We start from the raw sequence: 15,479 nt of genomic DNA, 5'->3' as shown, positions 1-15,479 counted from the left end.
ATGGATTTTTTATTAATATTTTAATTGAAACTTTATATAGGTAATCTTTTTACCTTCTTCCAAAAATTTCGATTCATAATATGTTTGTACAGCTGTTACAATTGCTGGAATATCTGAATGATCTGGGTGATAAACATCGTGTGTAGAACGAATCACTTCGTGTCCTTCGATGTGAATAACACCATGTGTATATCCGTGTAAAAATTCAGAGTCCGTTTTTAAATTAACTGTTCCTTCAGGTTTTAAGATGGTATTGTAACGTCTCAAAAATTCAGGATCGGTTAAACGATGTTTTGTTCTTCTGTATTTGATTTGTGGATCTGGGAAAGTAATCCAAATTTCACTCACTTCATTTTCAGCAAAAAGATGATCGATAATTTCGATTTGAGTTCGAAGAAATCCAGCATTTTCAATTCCTTCATCCAAACAAGTCTTAGCACCACGCCAAAATCTTGATCCTTTAATATCTACTCCGATAAAATTACGATCCTTGTCACGACGTGCCATTGCAACTGTATATTCTCCTTTTCCGCATCCAAGTTCTAACACAATTGGATTATCGTTCTTGAAAAATTCTTTGTTCCAATTTCCTTTTAATGCAAACTCGTTAATCGCCTCTTCTCGTGTCGGTTGCACAACATTCTGAAAAGTTTTATTTTCGTTAAATCTTCTGATTTTATCTTTTCCCATTTCGGATATATTTTGCGCGAAATTACGAGATTTTGATTAATCTAAAAAACTGTTCTGAAAACACATAAATATCATCAAATAGTATTTATGTAAAAAGGTTTATTATTTTTGTATTGAAAAACTAAAATTAGAAAAATGGATTTTATCAAACAATTTCATAGTGGCTGGGCTTATCTTGTGATTTTGATGGGCGTTATCTTTGTGATTTCAACATTAATTTATGCGATTTCTAAAAAAGATACAAACGCAACAATTAAAAAAATCGGGTTATTTACAACCATTACTTTTCACGTTCAATTATTACTTGGATTAGTCTACTATATTATGATGTTTTCTGCTTTGGAACCATCAGGAATAATGAAAGATTCTGGCTTGAGATTAACTTTTGTTGAACACCCTATGATGATGATTGCAGGTGTTGTTTTTATGACAATTGCGAATGCAAAATTAAAACGATCTACAACTGTACCAATGAGCGTTGCAGTCTTTGCAATTATTGGTTTAGTTTGTATTTTAAGTAGAATTCCTTACCATGTTTGGTTTGCTTAAAAATTTAGAATAAATTCATAGAAAAGAGTATTAAGTTATTAATACTCTTTTTATATTTTTATGTGATTTATAATTTTTTTATTCTAATTTCGTTATTAACAAGTCGCTAAAGCTTTCTTTTAAATTTTAAGAATCTTTGGCACTCGATTTGAAATAGACTTGTACAAACTAAGAAATAAAATGAAATATATAAAATATCTATTCTCTTTGCTTTTGGTTTTAGTAGCTTTTAACCTAAGTGCCCAAGATTTTCATACAGCAAATATCAAGGTTGATTACGAACAAGAAACTGGAACTTTAAATATCACTGCACGTACATTTACCAATCAGTTGGAAAAAGCCGTTGGTGCTGATGTTTCAAACAAATCTAACTTCGAAAACAAGTTGAAAGCGTATGTAAATAGTAAAGTTGATGTAAAAGTAAATGGTAAAGCTTTGGGAACTTCTTATTATGGTTATCAGGTAAATGATAAATCGACACGAGTTTTTTTTAAGTTTGATAAAATTTCTAATATCAGCTCGATAGAACTAAAAGTGGCTTTGTTGACAGATATTTTTAATGATCAGCAAAACATTGTAACTTTTGATGTCAAAAATAAAAAAGACACAAAAGTATTAACAGGAAATAACGACACCGTAAAGATGTCTTTCTAATAAAGCAAAAGCCTTCCGATTTTGGAAGGCTTTTTTATTTCAAATATGCTTAATAATTATCTCTAATAATTCGCAATAACTTTTCATTCTCATTTCGAATCCAAGATAAATCTTTGATTGAATTATTATTCATCAAACTAAAAATTAACGTTCTTCCAGATTTCGTTTTCAAATAACCACTCAACGTTACATTATTGTTCAACGTTCCTGTTTTGGCGTAAATATAAGGTTGCACTGAATCTTTGTATCTATTTTTGATTGTTCCAGTTTTACCACCTATTGGGAAAATAGAAAACAAACGTTGCTCGGGAAATTCGTTGTACATTTTCCCCAAAACTTGAGCAAAAATTTGCGGTGTAAACAAATTGTAACGCGATAATCCCGAACCATCAAACCATTCTGGTTGTTGTTTCAAATCATTCAATAAATATCTTTTCGAAAAGGTAATCGTTTCAGAAGCGCTCAGTTTTCCTGGTAAAGTACTCGAAGCTAAAATCAATAAATGTTCTGCCAAAAAATTATCGCTATTTTCCATCATTTCGCGGTAAACATCATCTGATTTCTGACTATAAAACACTTTCGGATTATTGACCATTGGCGTTTTGACCATATCAACAGGTTTACCCAAAATTTGCGACAACGATTTTTCTATTACCGTTTCATTCACAATAAAAGGAACTTTTTCTGTTCGTTTTTTATTGCTGATATAAAATTTATTGTCATAGAAATTCCTCGGCTCTGGCATTTCTCTAATTTCTGTTAATTCTTCAAAATATGTTGGAAATGTTTTGATTGAACTTCCATTTTTCGAAATTGAAACTAAATTTTCATGAATCGGAAACTGACTTCTTTCTGGCGCATAATCTTTTCTAAAATCGTCCCAAGTCCAACCTGGTAAAAAAGATTCTTCGTCGAAATTATTCCAATGAAAAACAATTTTAGAACCATTACTTTTCAAGAAATCTAACGCTCGTGTATTTTCATATTTTGGATGCAAAAAAGTTGGATCTCCAGTTCCTTCGATATGCAATTCGTCGCCAATCAACTGATATTTGAATGCAGGAATCGAATCATTTAACATTTTCATCGCTGTATACAACGTAAAAATTTTGGTGTTAGAAGCTGGAATAAAAAATTTGTTTCCGTTATAATTATAAATTTCTTCTTTCGTAATTGGATCATACAAATAAAATCCCGTGAATTGAGTGGAATAGAAATCTGAATTGAGATGTTTCTCAATTAATTCGGTCTGCGCAAAAAGATGCACAGACGAAAAAATTGATAATATGGTAAGTAAATACTTCATTAATCTTTGTTCTCGAAAGGAATTGTTGACGAGTTCGATTCGTTTTTAATAATCATTTCTGTATGTGGATAAGGCATCGAGATATTATTGTCGTCTAACGCATATTTCACCGCGCGATACAATTGCCAATAAGCCGTCCAATAATCACTATTTTTCACATAACAACGCACAGCCAAATTCACAGAACTTGCAGCAAATTCTAGAATCTCAACCGTTTTAGATTGTGTATCATCAACCAATTCATTTTTCTCTAAAACATTCAACAAAACTTCGCGCGCTTTGTCAAAATCATCATCATAAGAAATACCAACATTTACATCTAATCGACGATATTCTTTTACAGAATAATTGGTAATTGGATTGTTAAATAAATTTCCGTTTGGCAAAGTTATGATCTGTCCTTTTGCAGTTGCAATTACTGTATTTAGTAAATTTATCGACTCTACACTTCCTTCATTTCCTTGCGATACGATATAATCCCCAACTTTAAAAGGTTTGAAAAGAATAATTAAAATTCCTGCTGCAAAATTTGACAAAGATCCTTGTAAAGCTAAACCAACTGCTAAACCAACACCTCCTAAAGCTGCAACAAAACCAGAAGCATTAAAACCTAATCGCCCTACAACAAAAGTTAATACAATAGCTTTGAATAATATATTAAGAATTGGAATTAAAAACGTGCGAATTGATAAATCGACATTTCGTGCAACCATTCTTTTTTCGATTAACTTGACAAGTTTACCTGTTACCCAAAAACCAATTATTAAGGTTAATAAAGCAGAAACTAAGCTCCATCCAACTTCAGAACCTTTCGTTAATAACCATTGTGTAAAGTTTTCTAAATCCTTAAATGGTGTTGTTATTACATCTTGCAAACTATCTACTTTGTCTTGCTCTTGCATAATTATTCTTTTTATTAGTAATTCAGTTGATAAAATTAGTTCCAATCTAACATCTTTTCAAAAAAATAGAAAAATTATCATTTTTTTTAACTATTTTTAATAAACATGAATATTGGTACAATATTCGTTAATAATAAATTACAACTAAAAAAGGACTATAATTAAAAATTAAAATCTATGAACATTATTGAATTAGTAAAAGGGTATATTACCCCAGATTTGATCTCGAAAACTTCATCAGAATTAGGTGAAAGTGAATCGGGAATTTCTAAAGCAATCAATGCATTTATTCCTATTCTTTTAGGAGGTGTTTTAGAAAAAAAGAATTCAACAACTGGTTTATTTCATACCATCAAATCTTTTGGTGCTTCTCGTGGATTAGCAAATATCTCTACAGAACAAGAAACACCAGACACGATCAAAGAATTAATCAATGTTATTTTTGGTTCGAATGCGCAACCAATCGTTTCTAAAATTGCTGAATATGCAGGGATTTCGACAGGTTCATCTTCAAAATTATTAGACTTAACAGCTTTAACAACCTTTGGATCCATTGGAAAAGAAGCCGAATTTAACAATGTAACAGAAGCTGATTTCTTTTCATCTTTAGGAGGAATTAAAGATAAAATTTTAGGATTAATTCCAACTGGTTTAGGACTTGGAGCTTTAGGTGTAGGAACAATGTTTAATGATGCGCCTAAAATCACTGAAACAATAGATGTTGCAAAAGATCATGTAACTGAAACTATTACAGAAACAAGAAAAGTAGTTGATGTAGAACCGGAAGAAAAACCTTATGTAGCGCCAGTTGATGCTTACGCAGAAACTCATAACAACAATGGTGGCGGAGGTTTTTGGAAATGGTTAATTCCATTGATCCTACTTGCTTTAGCAGCCTTTTTCTTATTAAAAAAATGTAATAAAGACGAAGAAAAAACAGTTGTTACAGAAGAAACTGAAATTGTAGTTGATTCATTGAATACTGATTCTCTAAACGCTGCGCCAAAAGAATTATCTGATATTGATTTAGATGGTGTTGCTTTGAAAGGATACGCAAATGGATTAGAAGATCAAATTATCAAATTTATCAAAGCGCCAGATTTTGCAACAATGACAGAAGATCAATTGAAAGAAAAATGGTTCAACTTTGATAATGTCAACTTCGTTTTTGGTAAAACAGATCAATTAGAGCCAGGTTCTGACGTTCAATTAGATAATGTTGCTGCAATTTTGAAAAAATACCCAACTGCAAAAATTAAACTTGGAGCATACACAGATAAAGTTGGTGATGATGCGAAAAACAAAGTAATCTCTCAAAAAAGAGCAGATTACTTAAAAGCTGAATTAACAAAACGTGGTGTTGGTGCGCAAGTTATTGCTGCCGAAGGTTACGGAGAAGAATTTGCAAAAGTAGCTGAAACAGCTTCTGACTCAGAAAGAGCTTCTGATCGCAAAATGTCATTACGTTTCACAAAATAATCATTTCATAAAATTTCCAAATAAGGGTAAAGGCTACTTTATCCTTATTTTTTTGTTATTTTTTTCGAAACCAACTCGCAACAAGCTAAACAATTAATATCTTTGCACACTATGAAATTTTCAATCGATAAAAAAGACGAATTTTCAAAGGCAAGAGCCGGTGTTGTAGAAACCGATCACGGTAAAATTCAAACACCTATTTTTATGCCTGTTGGTACAGTTGGTACAGTAAAATCTGTTCACCAACGTGAGTTAGAAGAAGATATTAAGGCCCAAATCATTCTTGGAAATACTTATCATTTGTATTTGCGTCCAGGAACTGATATTTTGCACAGAGCGGGAGGATTACATAAATTTATGAATTGGCAAAAACCAATCTTAACAGATTCTGGAGGATTCCAAGTGTATTCTTTGTCGACAAGTCGCAAAAAATCTGAAGAAGGTGTGCGTTTTAAATCGCATATCGATGGTTCTTACCATATGTTTACACCAGAGAAATCAATGGAAATCCAACGTTACATCGGAGCAGATATTTTTATGGCTTTTGATGAATTAACAGGAATTCCTGCAAAATATCATGATGCGAAACGTGCCATGCATGTTACACATCGTTGGTTGGAGCGTTGTAGAACTTGGTTAAACAATAATCCTGAATATTACGATCACAAACAAACGCTGTTCCCAATTGTACAAGGAAACGATTTTAAAGATTTACGTCAAGAATCAGCAAAATATATTGCAGATTTCGGTGCAGAAGGAAATGCAATTGGTGGATTATCTGTTGGTGAACCAGAACCTGTGATGTACGAAATGACGGATATCGTAACAGAAATTCTTCCACAAGACAAACCTCGCTATTTAATGGGAGTTGGAACACCTTGGAATATCATCGAATGTATTGCTTTAGGAGTTGATATGTTCGACTGTGTTATGCCAACGCGTAACGCGCGTAACGCCATGTTGTTCACGTGGAATGGTGTTATGAATATGAAAAATGCAAAATGGAAAGATTGTTTCGAACCATTAGACGAAAACGGGACAAGCTATGTGGATAGTTATTACACAAAAGCCTATGTTCGTCATTTGTTCAATGCCAACGAAGCTTTAGGAAAACAAATTGCATCAGTTCATAACCTTGCCTTTTATTTAGATTTGGTAAGAGTGGCAAGAGAACATATCTTAGCAGGAGATTTCGCTCAATGGAAAGAACAAATTGTTCCACAATTAAAACAACGTCTGTAGTTTGAAAATAATTGATAAATACATCATCCGAAACTTTATCGGAACCTTCATCTTTATGGTTTTGATTTTATCTACTATCGCCGTAATTGTCGATCTTAGTCAAAAATTAGGACGTATTAATGATAGTGGTTCTACTGCATATTCTGCATTAACCGAATTTTACCCTTATTGGTCAATTTGGATTATCAACACCTTTTTACCGATTGCTGTTTTCATCTCCGTGATCTATTTTACATCGCGTTTAACGATGCAAACCGAAATTGTAGGTGTACTTTCGGGTGGAATTAGTTTTTATCGATTTACCCTTCCATATGTTTGGGTGGCTATATTTTTAGCTGTTTCAGCCTTAGTTGTTGGAAACATTGTTTTGCCATGGGCTAATATCAAAAAAAATAAATATGAGTATGTTCATATGCTCAGCAATTCAAAAAAGGAAGAATATTACAAAAGACAACGTATTGGTTCGCAAATTTCCCCAAAAGAATATGTTTTTGTGGATAGTTATGATAGAACCGAAAAATTGGGAAGCTCTTTTGTCTACCAAAAATTTGATTCAACTGAATTAAAAAAACAAATCATTGCCTCAAGTTTTAATTGGAACGACAAAGATTCTACATATGCATTGATAAGTGTTTATACAAGAGAAATAAACAAAGATCATACTGAAAAATTAACGTACGAACCCAATACAAATATAAAATTGCCCGCTTCGCCAGACGAAATTTTACCAGAAGAATATGTTGCTGAAACAATGAATACCTTCGAATTGAATGAATTTATTCAGAAACAAAAAGCAAAAGGTTCTGCCAATGTAAATACATACGAAAATGAATTAAATAATCGTTTGAGCGGTCCATTTTCAACTATTATTTTGACACTTTTGGCTCTATCGCTTTCATCTAAAAAACGTCGTGGAGGAATCGGAATCAACCTTGCTGTTGGTATTTCATTAGCATTTGTGTACATTTTCTTTTCGCAAACAACATCTACGTTTTCCGAAAAAGGATATGTGTCTCCACTTGTCGCCTCATGGATACCAAACATCGTCTTCGGATTACTAACTTTGTTTTTATATTTCAGACGAGCACGTTCATAAAATATTTCAAAAATCCAGTTCTAAAAAGAACTGGATTTTTTTTGTATCAACAATACAAGTAAATAATTTATTGAATCCATCTAAAAACTCACAATAATTTAACTAAAATAATTCTTCTTAAATTCGTCAGTTTTCAGAAATAAAATTTTTTATTTAATTGATAATAATTAACTTTAAGATATTCTAAATTAATTTCTTAGATTTAAAAAAAATTGAAGTGTAAAACTAAAATCAATTGATATGAAAAAAAATTTACTCCTTTTATTTTTAATCCTTTCGGTTTCTATTTTTTCACAAGAAACATTAAATACAATGTTTTATAATGTGTTCAAATTTCCGAATTCACTTCCTCAAAATCGTCAATTGATCTTAAGAGATATTTTAGACGAATACAAACCAGATTTATTTATGATTTGTGAATTAGTAACAGAAAATGGCGCTGATTTAATCTTAAATACATCTTTGCAAAATCAACCTGATAAATTTGCTCGCGCACTTTTTGTAGCTGATACAACGAAATTAGATGATCCGTTACAAACAATGGTTTTTTATAATACACGTAAATTGGCGTTAGTTAATCAACAAAAAATCCCAACAGTTTATCGCGACATCAATCATTATTCTTTTCAATTAAATATTACTTCAAACGATCCTATTCATTTAGAAGTTTTTGTTGCGCATCTAAAATCGAGTACAGGACCTGCAAATCGTCAAATGCGTTTGGAAATGGTGCAAGAAGTCACAAAATCCTTGAAAAAATTAACGCAACCTAATACATATGTTCTTTTTGCTGGAGATTTTAATTTTTATAATTCATCAGAACCAGCATATCAAGAAATTATCAATCCAGCAAATGCTATTTTGATGATTGATCCATTAAATGCACCTGGAAGTTGGCAAGACAATCCAGCTTTTAGCTATTTACACACTCAAAGTACTCGCGTTTCTAACATAGGTTTTGGAAGCGGAACTAATGCAGGGGCAAGTGGCGGTTTGGACGATCGCTTTGATTTTATTATGATGAGCGAAAATTTCAAAAACAGCTCACGTTTTTCTTTTATAAACAATAGTTATAAAGCGTATGGAAATAATGGAGATTGTTTGAATAAAGACGTTAAAGATCCTAATTGTACGGGTACCTACTCACAAACTTTACGAACTAATTTGTATAACATGAGCGATCATTTACCTATTGTCATGCAATTTAAAATTCATGAGAATTTAAGTACAACATCAATTGAATCAAAACCTTTTATCTGGTTGCAATCAGCAAATATCACGAATGATAAAATTATAATAGGAGTTGATAAAACTCAATTACATGCTCAAAATAATATACTTTTTTTTTACAATTCAGTTGGACAAATTATAAAATCGGTTCGTATTAATAATCAGTCAAATATTACGGTTGATTGTCAAGGCTTAGTGGCTGGAATTTATTATATTAAAACAAAAGAATCGAGCGAGATTTTAAAGTTTATAAAAAAATAATTCAATATAAGTTTTATCGAAAACAAGATAATTTCATTCAAAACAATAGCTCAACTATTTACTTAATATTTTAGCTAAAATCAATTCTTTAAAAATTTCGTCAACTTGCAGAAAATTCGTAATTTTGCATCTTAGTACAAATTCTAAAAGTAAGATGATAAACATTTCTCTTCCAGATGGAAGTGTAAAACAGTATGAGAGTGGCGTAACTCCTATGGACGTGGCGCTAAGCATTAGTGAAGGTTTAGCACGTAATGTAATTTCGGCTATAGTAAACGATCAACAAGTTGAAACAACAACCCCAATCACCACAGATGCAACGATCAAATTGTTAACCTGGAATGATGAAATGGGTAAAAAAGCTTTTTGGCATTCATCTGCTCACTTATTAGCGCAAGCTATTTTAGAGTTTTATCCAAATGCTAAATTAACTATTGGACCTGCGATTGACAAAGGTTTCTATTACGATGTTGATTTTGGTGAGGATAAATTTACAGAAGCTGATTTTGCGAAAGTAGAAAAAGCAATGTTAGAGAATGCAAAGAAAAAAGCTGAATTCAAATTATATTCAGTTTCAAAAGCAGAAGCATTAGAGACGTACAAAGACAATGAATACAAAACAGAATTAATTTCTAATTTAAATGATGGAGATATTACATTCTGTACACACGATAATTTTACAGATTTATGTCGTGGTGGACACATTCCAAACACTGGAATTGTGAAAGCTGCAAAAATCTTGAATGTTGCGGGAGCTTATTGGCGTGGAGATGAGAAAAACAAAATGTTGACTCGTGTTTATGGTATTACATTCCCAAAACAAAAAGATTTAACAGAATATCTTGAGTTATTAGAAGAAGCAAAAAAACGTGATCACCGTAAACTAGGGAAAGAACTAGGTTTATTTGCTTTCTCTGAAAAAGTTGGTGCAGGTTTACCACTTTGGTTACCAAAAGGAGCTGCTTTGAGAAGAAAATTAGAAAACTTCTTATTGAAAGAGCAACAAAAAATGGGTTACGAAATGGTGATTTCTCCGCACATTGGTCAAAAAGAATTGTATGTGACTTCTGGTCACTATGCTAAATATGGTGCAGATAGTTTTCAGCCAATTAAAACACCAAACGAAGGAGAAGAATTCTTGTTAAAACCAATGAACTGTCCACATCACTGTGAGATTTACAAAACTTCTCAATGGTCGTACCGCGATTTACCAAAACGTTATGCAGAATTTGGTACAGTTTACCGTTACGAACAATCAGGAGAATTACACGGTTTAACGCGTGTTCGTGGATTTACTCAAGATGATGCTCACTTATTCTGTACACCAGATCAATTATTAGAAGAATTCAAAAAAGTAATTGATTTAGTTTTATATGTATTTACAAATCTTGGATTTGATAATTATTCGGCTCAAATCTCATTAAGAGATCCAGAGAATAAAGAAAAATACATCGGATCTGATGAAAACTGGGAAAAAGCTGAACAAGCAATTATCACAGCATCAGCAGAAAAAGGTTTACCAACAGTTGTAGAATATGGCGAAGCTGCATTCTATGGACCTAAGTTAGACTTTATGGTGAAAGATGCATTAGGACGTCAATGGCAATTAGGAACAATCCAAGTGGATTATAACTTACCAGAACGTTTTGATTTAACTTACACTGGAGCAGACAACGAAAAACACAGACCAGTAATGATTCACCGTGCGCCATTTGGCTCTATGGAACGTTTCATTGCCATTTTGTTAGAAAATACAGCAGGTAATTTACCACTTTGGTTAACACCAGATTTATTCACAATTTTACCAATTAGTGAAAAATATGTGGAATATGGAGAAAAAGTATTAAATTTGCTGGCCGAAGAGGAAATTAACGGACTGATTGACAGTAGAAACGAGAAAACTGGTAAAAAAATCCGTGATGCCGAAATCGGTAAAATTCCTTTCATGTTAATCATCGGTGAAAAAGAAGCAGAAAACGGTACAGTTTCTGTAAGAAGACACGGAGAAGGTGATTTAGGAGAGATGACGATTCAAGCGTTTATCGACTTCATGAAAGAACAAATCAAATTAAAATAATTTAAAACAGAATAACTATCGCAATTAGAAGAAAAGGCGGCAGAGGTCCAGCCAGAGTAATTAAGGAAGATCAACACAAGATCAATGATAAGATTGACGCGAAAGAAGTACGCGTTGTTGGAGAAGGTATAGAACCTGGTGTATATCCAATAGCTAAAGCTTTAGAACTTGCAGAAGAACAAGGTTTAGATTTGGTAATGATCAGTGAAAAAGCCATTCCACCTGTTTGTCGTGTCGTAGAGTACAAAAAATTCTTATACGAACAAAAGAAAAAAGAAAAAGAACTTAAAGCTAAACAGCAGAAAGTTGTCGTAAAAGAAATTCGTTTCGGTCCTCAAACAGATGATCATGATTACGAATTCAAAAGACGTCACGCAAGATCTTTCTTAGAAGAAGGTTCAAAATTGAAAGCATATGTTTTCTTCAAAGGACGTTCTATTATCTTTAAAGATCAAGGAGAAATCTTATTGTTACGTTTAGCTCAAGAATTGGAAGATGTTGGAAAAGTAGAACAAATGCCAAAACTTGAAGGTAAAAGAATGATTATGATGATGGGACCTAAGAAATAATTAGGTTCTTATCATCTTACAAAAAATAAAAAACGTTTTAATTTTAAATATTTGTAATCATGCCAAAATTAAAAACAAAATCTGGAGCGAAAAAACGTTTCAAATTAACAGGAACAGGTAAAATTAAAAGAAAACACGCTTTTAAAAGCCACATCCTAACAAAAAAAGAGACTAAACAAAAGAGAAATTTAACTCAAACTGGTTTAGTTGATCAAGCTGATGTTCATTCAGTAAAACAACAATTAAGATTAAAATAAGAACGTGTTCTTATTTGGTTTATTAATTCATTATTAACCCTGTCGATGGGCCTTAAAGCAGAGCAATCTCGCCCACTACAAAAAAATTAAAAATTATGCCAAGATCAGTAAACGCAGTTGCGTCAAGAGCTAGAAGAAAAAGAGTTTTAAAACTTGCAAAAGGATATTACGGAAGAAGAAAAAACGTTTGGACTGTTGCTAAAAATGCAGTAGAAAAAGGTTTAGTATACGCTTACCGCGATAGACGTCAAAAGAAAAGAAATTTCCGTGCGTTATGGATTCAAAGAATTAACGCTGGAGCAAGATTACACGGATTGTCTTACTCTAAATTTATGGGAGCTATCCACAAAGCTGGAATTGAATTAAATCGTAAAGTTTTAGCTGACTTAGCGATGAACAATCCAGAAGCTTTCAAAGCAATCGTAGAAAAAGTAAAATAATTTTTTTAAACAATATTAAAACGTTTTAAAACTTGGCTATTTAGTCAAGTTTTTTTTTGCTTAAATTTGAATGAATGTCATTCTAAACTTGTTTTAGAATCTCATCATAAATATTATTTAAAAACCTTCAAATGAATCAACAAAAAGATTTATTTCTAAGAATTTGGCCATTTTTTTTTGTATTTTTTATCTACAATTTTGCCGCAATCGCCATGACGCAATATTATGGACGCGACGAATTACATCTGCATTTCAATCAATACAGCAATCATTATCTCGATAAACTCTTTGTTTTTTATACCGATTTTGGAACCTATTATTTATTTTTTATACTTCTTGGTTATCTATTTTGGAAAACTACTCGTCGTTATTTTTATTATTTATTAGCTTCTGGAGCAGTTGCAACAACAATTAGTGTCTTTTTTAAGAATGTCTATTTCGAACAAGTTTTACGTCCTGGATATTATTTTACACAGAAAAAAATAGACATTATTCTAGTCAAAGATTATGCGATACAAATGGCTTCAACTTTTCCTTCGGGACATTCATTAACAGCCGCAATAATTTCGATGACTTTATGTTTATTAACCAAAAACAGATGGTTACAATTATTTTTTGCGCTCCATTTTCCGAGTATCGCAATTAGTAGAATCTACTTGTCACGCCATTTTGCGATTGATACAGTTGGCGGTTCGTTTATTGGTTTTTTTATATTTATCTTTATGTATTACATCATCAATCAATCTAATAAACCAAAATTAGATCAAAAATTTATTAACAATGGAGATTCAAAATAAACTTAAAATATCATTAATACAATACGATGTAATCTGGGAAGATGCAAAAGCTAATCACGCTTATTTAGATGAATTATTAACCAATCATCAAACCGATATTATATTGTTACCAGAAATGTTTGCTTCGGGATTTTCTATGAATGTAGAAAAAATTGGTCAAAAGCCTTTTGGAGAAACATTCGAATGGATGCAACACAAAGCCAAAGAATTAAATTCTGCGATTGCTGGAAGCATTTCTACGCATGAAAACGATAAATACTATAACCGATTTTATTTCATCTGTCCAAGCGGCTCTATTTACATTTACGATAAGAAACATTTGTTCAGTTACGGAAAAGAAGCTGGCGTATATTCTGCTGGAGATAAAATTGTAACGATAGATTATAAAGGATGGCAAATTCGTCCTATTGTTTGCTACGATCTACGATTTCCAGTTTGGATTCGCAATACTGAGGAAAATCCCTACGATTTGATACTTTGTAACGCTAGTTGGCCAAAAGCACGTCGTGAAGCTTGGATTTCACTCCTAAAAGCTCGAGCAATCGAAAATATGGCTTTTCTTGCTGGAGTAAATAGAATTGGTGTAGATGGCTATAATCTCGAGTATCAAGGGGATTCACATTTATTTGATACATTGGGACAAGATTTGGAAACAATTAACAATCATCCCGAAATTTTACAGTTCGAAATTGGTAAAGAAGAACAAGATAAAACTCGAAAGCATTTCAATTTTCTAAATGATCGCGATTCATTTTATTTTGGATAAATACAAGCTCAACTTTGGTTGGGCTTTTTTTTGTATGTGTAATTCTTTTTTATTCATATATTTATGGATAATGAATATGAATGGATAACACTTGTAAAAGCATCTATGAAAGCTACTACAATTGATATTTCGATAATAATTAATTATGAAAAAGATATTTATATTTCTATTCTTTATATTATTGGTACTTTCTGCAACTTATACTTTATATTTAGTTCGTAAGACTTTTAATAATTATCAATTTGAATCTTATAATGAACTTTATTATAAAGTTCCACCTGTAAATAATGCACAATTTAAATCGTTAAAATCTTTTAATTCTCACTTGTTTTCAATTGTTGACGATAAAAACTTAAAGAATATTACAGTAAATTTCGATTCCAAATCAAATAAAGTAAGGCAAGTAAATTTAAATTACACATACAATCCTGAAACAATTGATGATAAAATAAAATCAATCATAAGGATATATAACTTAGGAGAAATTATCGAAATTAATAAAAGAATGATGAAAAAAATATCATTTTTTCGGAGTCCTGATGTATATAATTTTGAAAATACTAAATATGAAGAAATGTACTTTCCAGATGATTTCTTTATACATAAACCCATTGTAAATTATAATATAAAAGGAAATCCCATCGATTCAATTATAAATGATAGAATAAAGCTTTATGCTTTAAAAGGTGTGGTTGAGCTAGATATTAACAATGATTATAAACCTGATTTATTAATTGAATCAAAAAACGAAAAATCTTATATGATTACTGGTTTTGTTGAGATAGACAAGAACCTATTTTTCCTATATTATTTAGATAATGATTCTATTAAAAAAGTAAATGATCTATATAAATTAATAAATTTCAAATAATTTATAGTGCCTAACAAAAATTAATTTGGGCGTTCCCTTCGGTCGGACTATCCGTTCCAATCTTTTGTAGAAGAAGATTCAATTTCAAGTAAGAAAGTTCCAATTCCTACAAAAGGATTTTTACTACTATCCCTAACGCGGGTTATAAGTTCTGAGTTTTGAGTGATAAGTTATAAGACATAAGACATAAGATTTAAGACTTACAGGAATAGAAGTAGAAGTTAAAATATCCACTTGAGGGAAATAGGGGTATTTTCGAGTTATAAGTAGTAAATTTTAAGTTAGTTGAAAAA

General features: G+C 31.6%; 16 protein-coding genes. 13 read left to right on the top strand and 3 right to left on the bottom strand.

What is annotated here, in order from left to right:
* Positions 1-12: 12 nt before the first annotated feature.
* Positions 13-690 carry a tRNA (guanosine(46)-N7)-methyltransferase TrmB gene (trmB, locus tag B4G36_RS09290; RefSeq protein WP_286495708.1) on the bottom strand — a complete coding sequence of 226 codons (678 nt, stop codon included), beginning with the start codon at positions 688-690 and terminating at the stop codon, positions 13-15.
* A 135-nt stretch (positions 691-825) separates the two neighbouring features.
* On the opposite strand from trmB, the gene B4G36_RS09285 reads away from it, so the two are divergent.
* Both B4G36_RS09285 and B4G36_RS09280 read left to right on the top strand, forming a co-directional pair.
* Positions 826-1,239 (top strand): hypothetical protein, encoded by a 414-nt coding sequence (locus B4G36_RS09285; RefSeq protein ID WP_125349592.1) that lies wholly within the window; start codon positions 826-828, stop codon positions 1,237-1,239.
* Between the two features lie 180 nt (positions 1,240-1,419).
* A complete protein-coding gene (locus B4G36_RS09280; RefSeq protein ID WP_125349593.1) occupies positions 1,420-1,893 on the top strand; it encodes a DUF6702 family protein in 474 nt (157 codons plus the stop codon).
* A 49-nt stretch (positions 1,894-1,942) separates the two neighbouring features.
* Here the strand turns inward: B4G36_RS09280 and B4G36_RS09275 are convergent, their stop codons facing one another.
* Together B4G36_RS09275 and B4G36_RS09270 are read right to left on the bottom strand one after the other, a co-directional pair.
* On the bottom strand, positions 1,943-3,199 hold the full coding sequence (locus B4G36_RS09275) for a D-alanyl-D-alanine carboxypeptidase (protein ID WP_291063548.1): 1,257 nt from the start codon (positions 3,197-3,199) through the stop codon (positions 1,943-1,945).
* The gene (locus tag B4G36_RS09270) at positions 3,199-4,101 is read right to left on the bottom strand and encodes a mechanosensitive ion channel family protein (protein WP_180905406.1); all 903 of its coding nucleotides are present in this window, start codon (positions 4,099-4,101) and stop codon (positions 3,199-3,201) included. The genes B4G36_RS09275 and B4G36_RS09270 overlap by 1 nt, the downstream gene beginning before the upstream one ends.
* Positions 4,102-4,278: 177 nt before the next feature.
* Here B4G36_RS09270 and B4G36_RS09265 point away from each other — a divergent pair, with 177 nt between their 5' ends.
* The 11 genes from B4G36_RS09265 (at position 4,279) to B4G36_RS09215 (ending at position 15,186) form a co-directional block, all read left to right on the top strand.
* Positions 4,279-5,580 (top strand): OmpA family protein, encoded by a 1,302-nt coding sequence (locus tag B4G36_RS09265; protein ID WP_291063547.1) that lies wholly within the window; start codon positions 4,279-4,281, stop codon positions 5,578-5,580.
* 111 nt (positions 5,581-5,691) lie between these two features.
* Entirely contained in the window at positions 5,692-6,822 is a 1,131-nt protein-coding gene (gene tgt, locus B4G36_RS09260) for a tRNA guanosine(34) transglycosylase Tgt (RefSeq protein ID WP_291063545.1), read from the top strand.
* 1 nt (position 6,823) lies between these two features.
* Positions 6,824-7,918 (top strand): LptF/LptG family permease, encoded by a 1,095-nt coding sequence (locus tag B4G36_RS09255; protein ID WP_291063543.1) that lies wholly within the window; start codon positions 6,824-6,826, stop codon positions 7,916-7,918.
* A 240-nt stretch (positions 7,919-8,158) separates the two neighbouring features.
* A complete protein-coding gene (locus tag B4G36_RS09250; RefSeq protein ID WP_291063541.1) occupies positions 8,159-9,409 on the top strand; it encodes an endonuclease/exonuclease/phosphatase family protein in 1,251 nt (416 codons plus the stop codon).
* Between the two features lie 154 nt (positions 9,410-9,563).
* Complete coding sequence (gene thrS / locus B4G36_RS09245) at positions 9,564-11,486, top strand: threonine--tRNA ligase (RefSeq protein ID WP_038337131.1); 1,923 nt, start codon at positions 9,564-9,566, stop codon at positions 11,484-11,486.
* Positions 11,487-11,545: 59 nt separating this feature from the next.
* Positions 11,546-12,055, top strand: coding sequence for a translation initiation factor IF-3 (infC, locus tag B4G36_RS09240; RefSeq protein WP_236688239.1), 510 nt, complete (start codon positions 11,546-11,548; stop codon positions 12,053-12,055).
* 59 nt (positions 12,056-12,114) lie between these two features.
* Entirely contained in the window at positions 12,115-12,312 is a 198-nt protein-coding gene (rpmI, locus tag B4G36_RS09235) for a 50S ribosomal protein L35 (RefSeq protein WP_038337133.1), read from the top strand.
* A gap of 95 nt (positions 12,313-12,407) precedes the next feature.
* On the top strand, positions 12,408-12,752 hold the full coding sequence (rplT, locus tag B4G36_RS09230; protein WP_038337134.1) for a 50S ribosomal protein L20: 345 nt from the start codon (positions 12,408-12,410) through the stop codon (positions 12,750-12,752).
* Between the two features lie 131 nt (positions 12,753-12,883).
* The gene (locus B4G36_RS09225; RefSeq protein WP_291063538.1) at positions 12,884-13,549 is read left to right on the top strand and encodes a phosphatase PAP2 family protein; all 666 of its coding nucleotides are present in this window, start codon (positions 12,884-12,886) and stop codon (positions 13,547-13,549) included.
* Entirely contained in the window at positions 13,533-14,315 is a 783-nt protein-coding gene (locus tag B4G36_RS09220; RefSeq protein WP_291063536.1) for a nitrilase-related carbon-nitrogen hydrolase, read from the top strand. Before B4G36_RS09225 ends, B4G36_RS09220 begins: the two co-directional genes overlap by 17 nt.
* Positions 14,316-14,460: 145 nt before the next feature.
* Entirely contained in the window at positions 14,461-15,186 is a 726-nt protein-coding gene (locus B4G36_RS09215) for a hypothetical protein (protein WP_291063534.1), read from the top strand.
* Positions 15,187-15,479: the final 293 nt, after the last annotated feature.

Origin of the sequence: Empedobacter sp. UBA3239 (assembly GCF_002362875.1) — a bacterium.
Lineage (GTDB): Bacteria > Bacteroidota > Bacteroidia > Flavobacteriales > Weeksellaceae > Empedobacter > Empedobacter falsenii_B.
The sequence above is the reverse complement of the archived record's forward strand: the minus strand, read 5'-3'. Positions and strand labels throughout refer to the sequence as shown.

Bases quoted from the DNA above. Each gene is read 5' to 3' on its own strand.
- trmB (WP_286495708.1), bottom strand. From the start codon at position 690: ATGGGAAAAGATAAAATCAGAAGATTTAACGAAAATAAAACTTTTCAG.
- B4G36_RS09285 (WP_125349592.1), top strand. From the start codon at position 826: ATGGATTTTATCAAACAATTTCATAGTGGCTGGGCTTATCTTGTGATT.
- B4G36_RS09280 (WP_125349593.1), top strand. From the start codon at position 1,420: ATGAAATATATAAAATATCTATTCTCTTTGCTTTTGGTTTTAGTAGCT.
- B4G36_RS09275 (WP_291063548.1), bottom strand. From the start codon at position 3,199: ATGAAGTATTTACTTACCATATTATCAATTTTTTCGTCTGTGCATCTT.
- B4G36_RS09270 (WP_180905406.1), bottom strand. From the start codon at position 4,101: ATGCAAGAGCAAGACAAAGTAGATAGTTTGCAAGATGTAATAACAACA.
- B4G36_RS09265 (WP_291063547.1), top strand. From the start codon at position 4,279: ATGAACATTATTGAATTAGTAAAAGGGTATATTACCCCAGATTTGATC.
- tgt (WP_291063545.1), top strand. From the start codon at position 5,692: ATGAAATTTTCAATCGATAAAAAAGACGAATTTTCAAAGGCAAGAGCC.
- B4G36_RS09250 (WP_291063541.1), top strand. From the start codon at position 8,159: ATGAAAAAAAATTTACTCCTTTTATTTTTAATCCTTTCGGTTTCTATT.
- thrS (WP_038337131.1), top strand. From the start codon at position 9,564: ATGATAAACATTTCTCTTCCAGATGGAAGTGTAAAACAGTATGAGAGT.
- rpmI (WP_038337133.1), top strand. From the start codon at position 12,115: ATGCCAAAATTAAAAACAAAATCTGGAGCGAAAAAACGTTTCAAATTA.
- rplT (WP_038337134.1), top strand. From the start codon at position 12,408: ATGCCAAGATCAGTAAACGCAGTTGCGTCAAGAGCTAGAAGAAAAAGA.
- B4G36_RS09225 (WP_291063538.1), top strand. From the start codon at position 12,884: ATGAATCAACAAAAAGATTTATTTCTAAGAATTTGGCCATTTTTTTTT.
- B4G36_RS09220 (WP_291063536.1), top strand. From the start codon at position 13,533: ATGGAGATTCAAAATAAACTTAAAATATCATTAATACAATACGATGTA.
- B4G36_RS09215 (WP_291063534.1), top strand. From the start codon at position 14,461: ATGAAAAAGATATTTATATTTCTATTCTTTATATTATTGGTACTTTCT.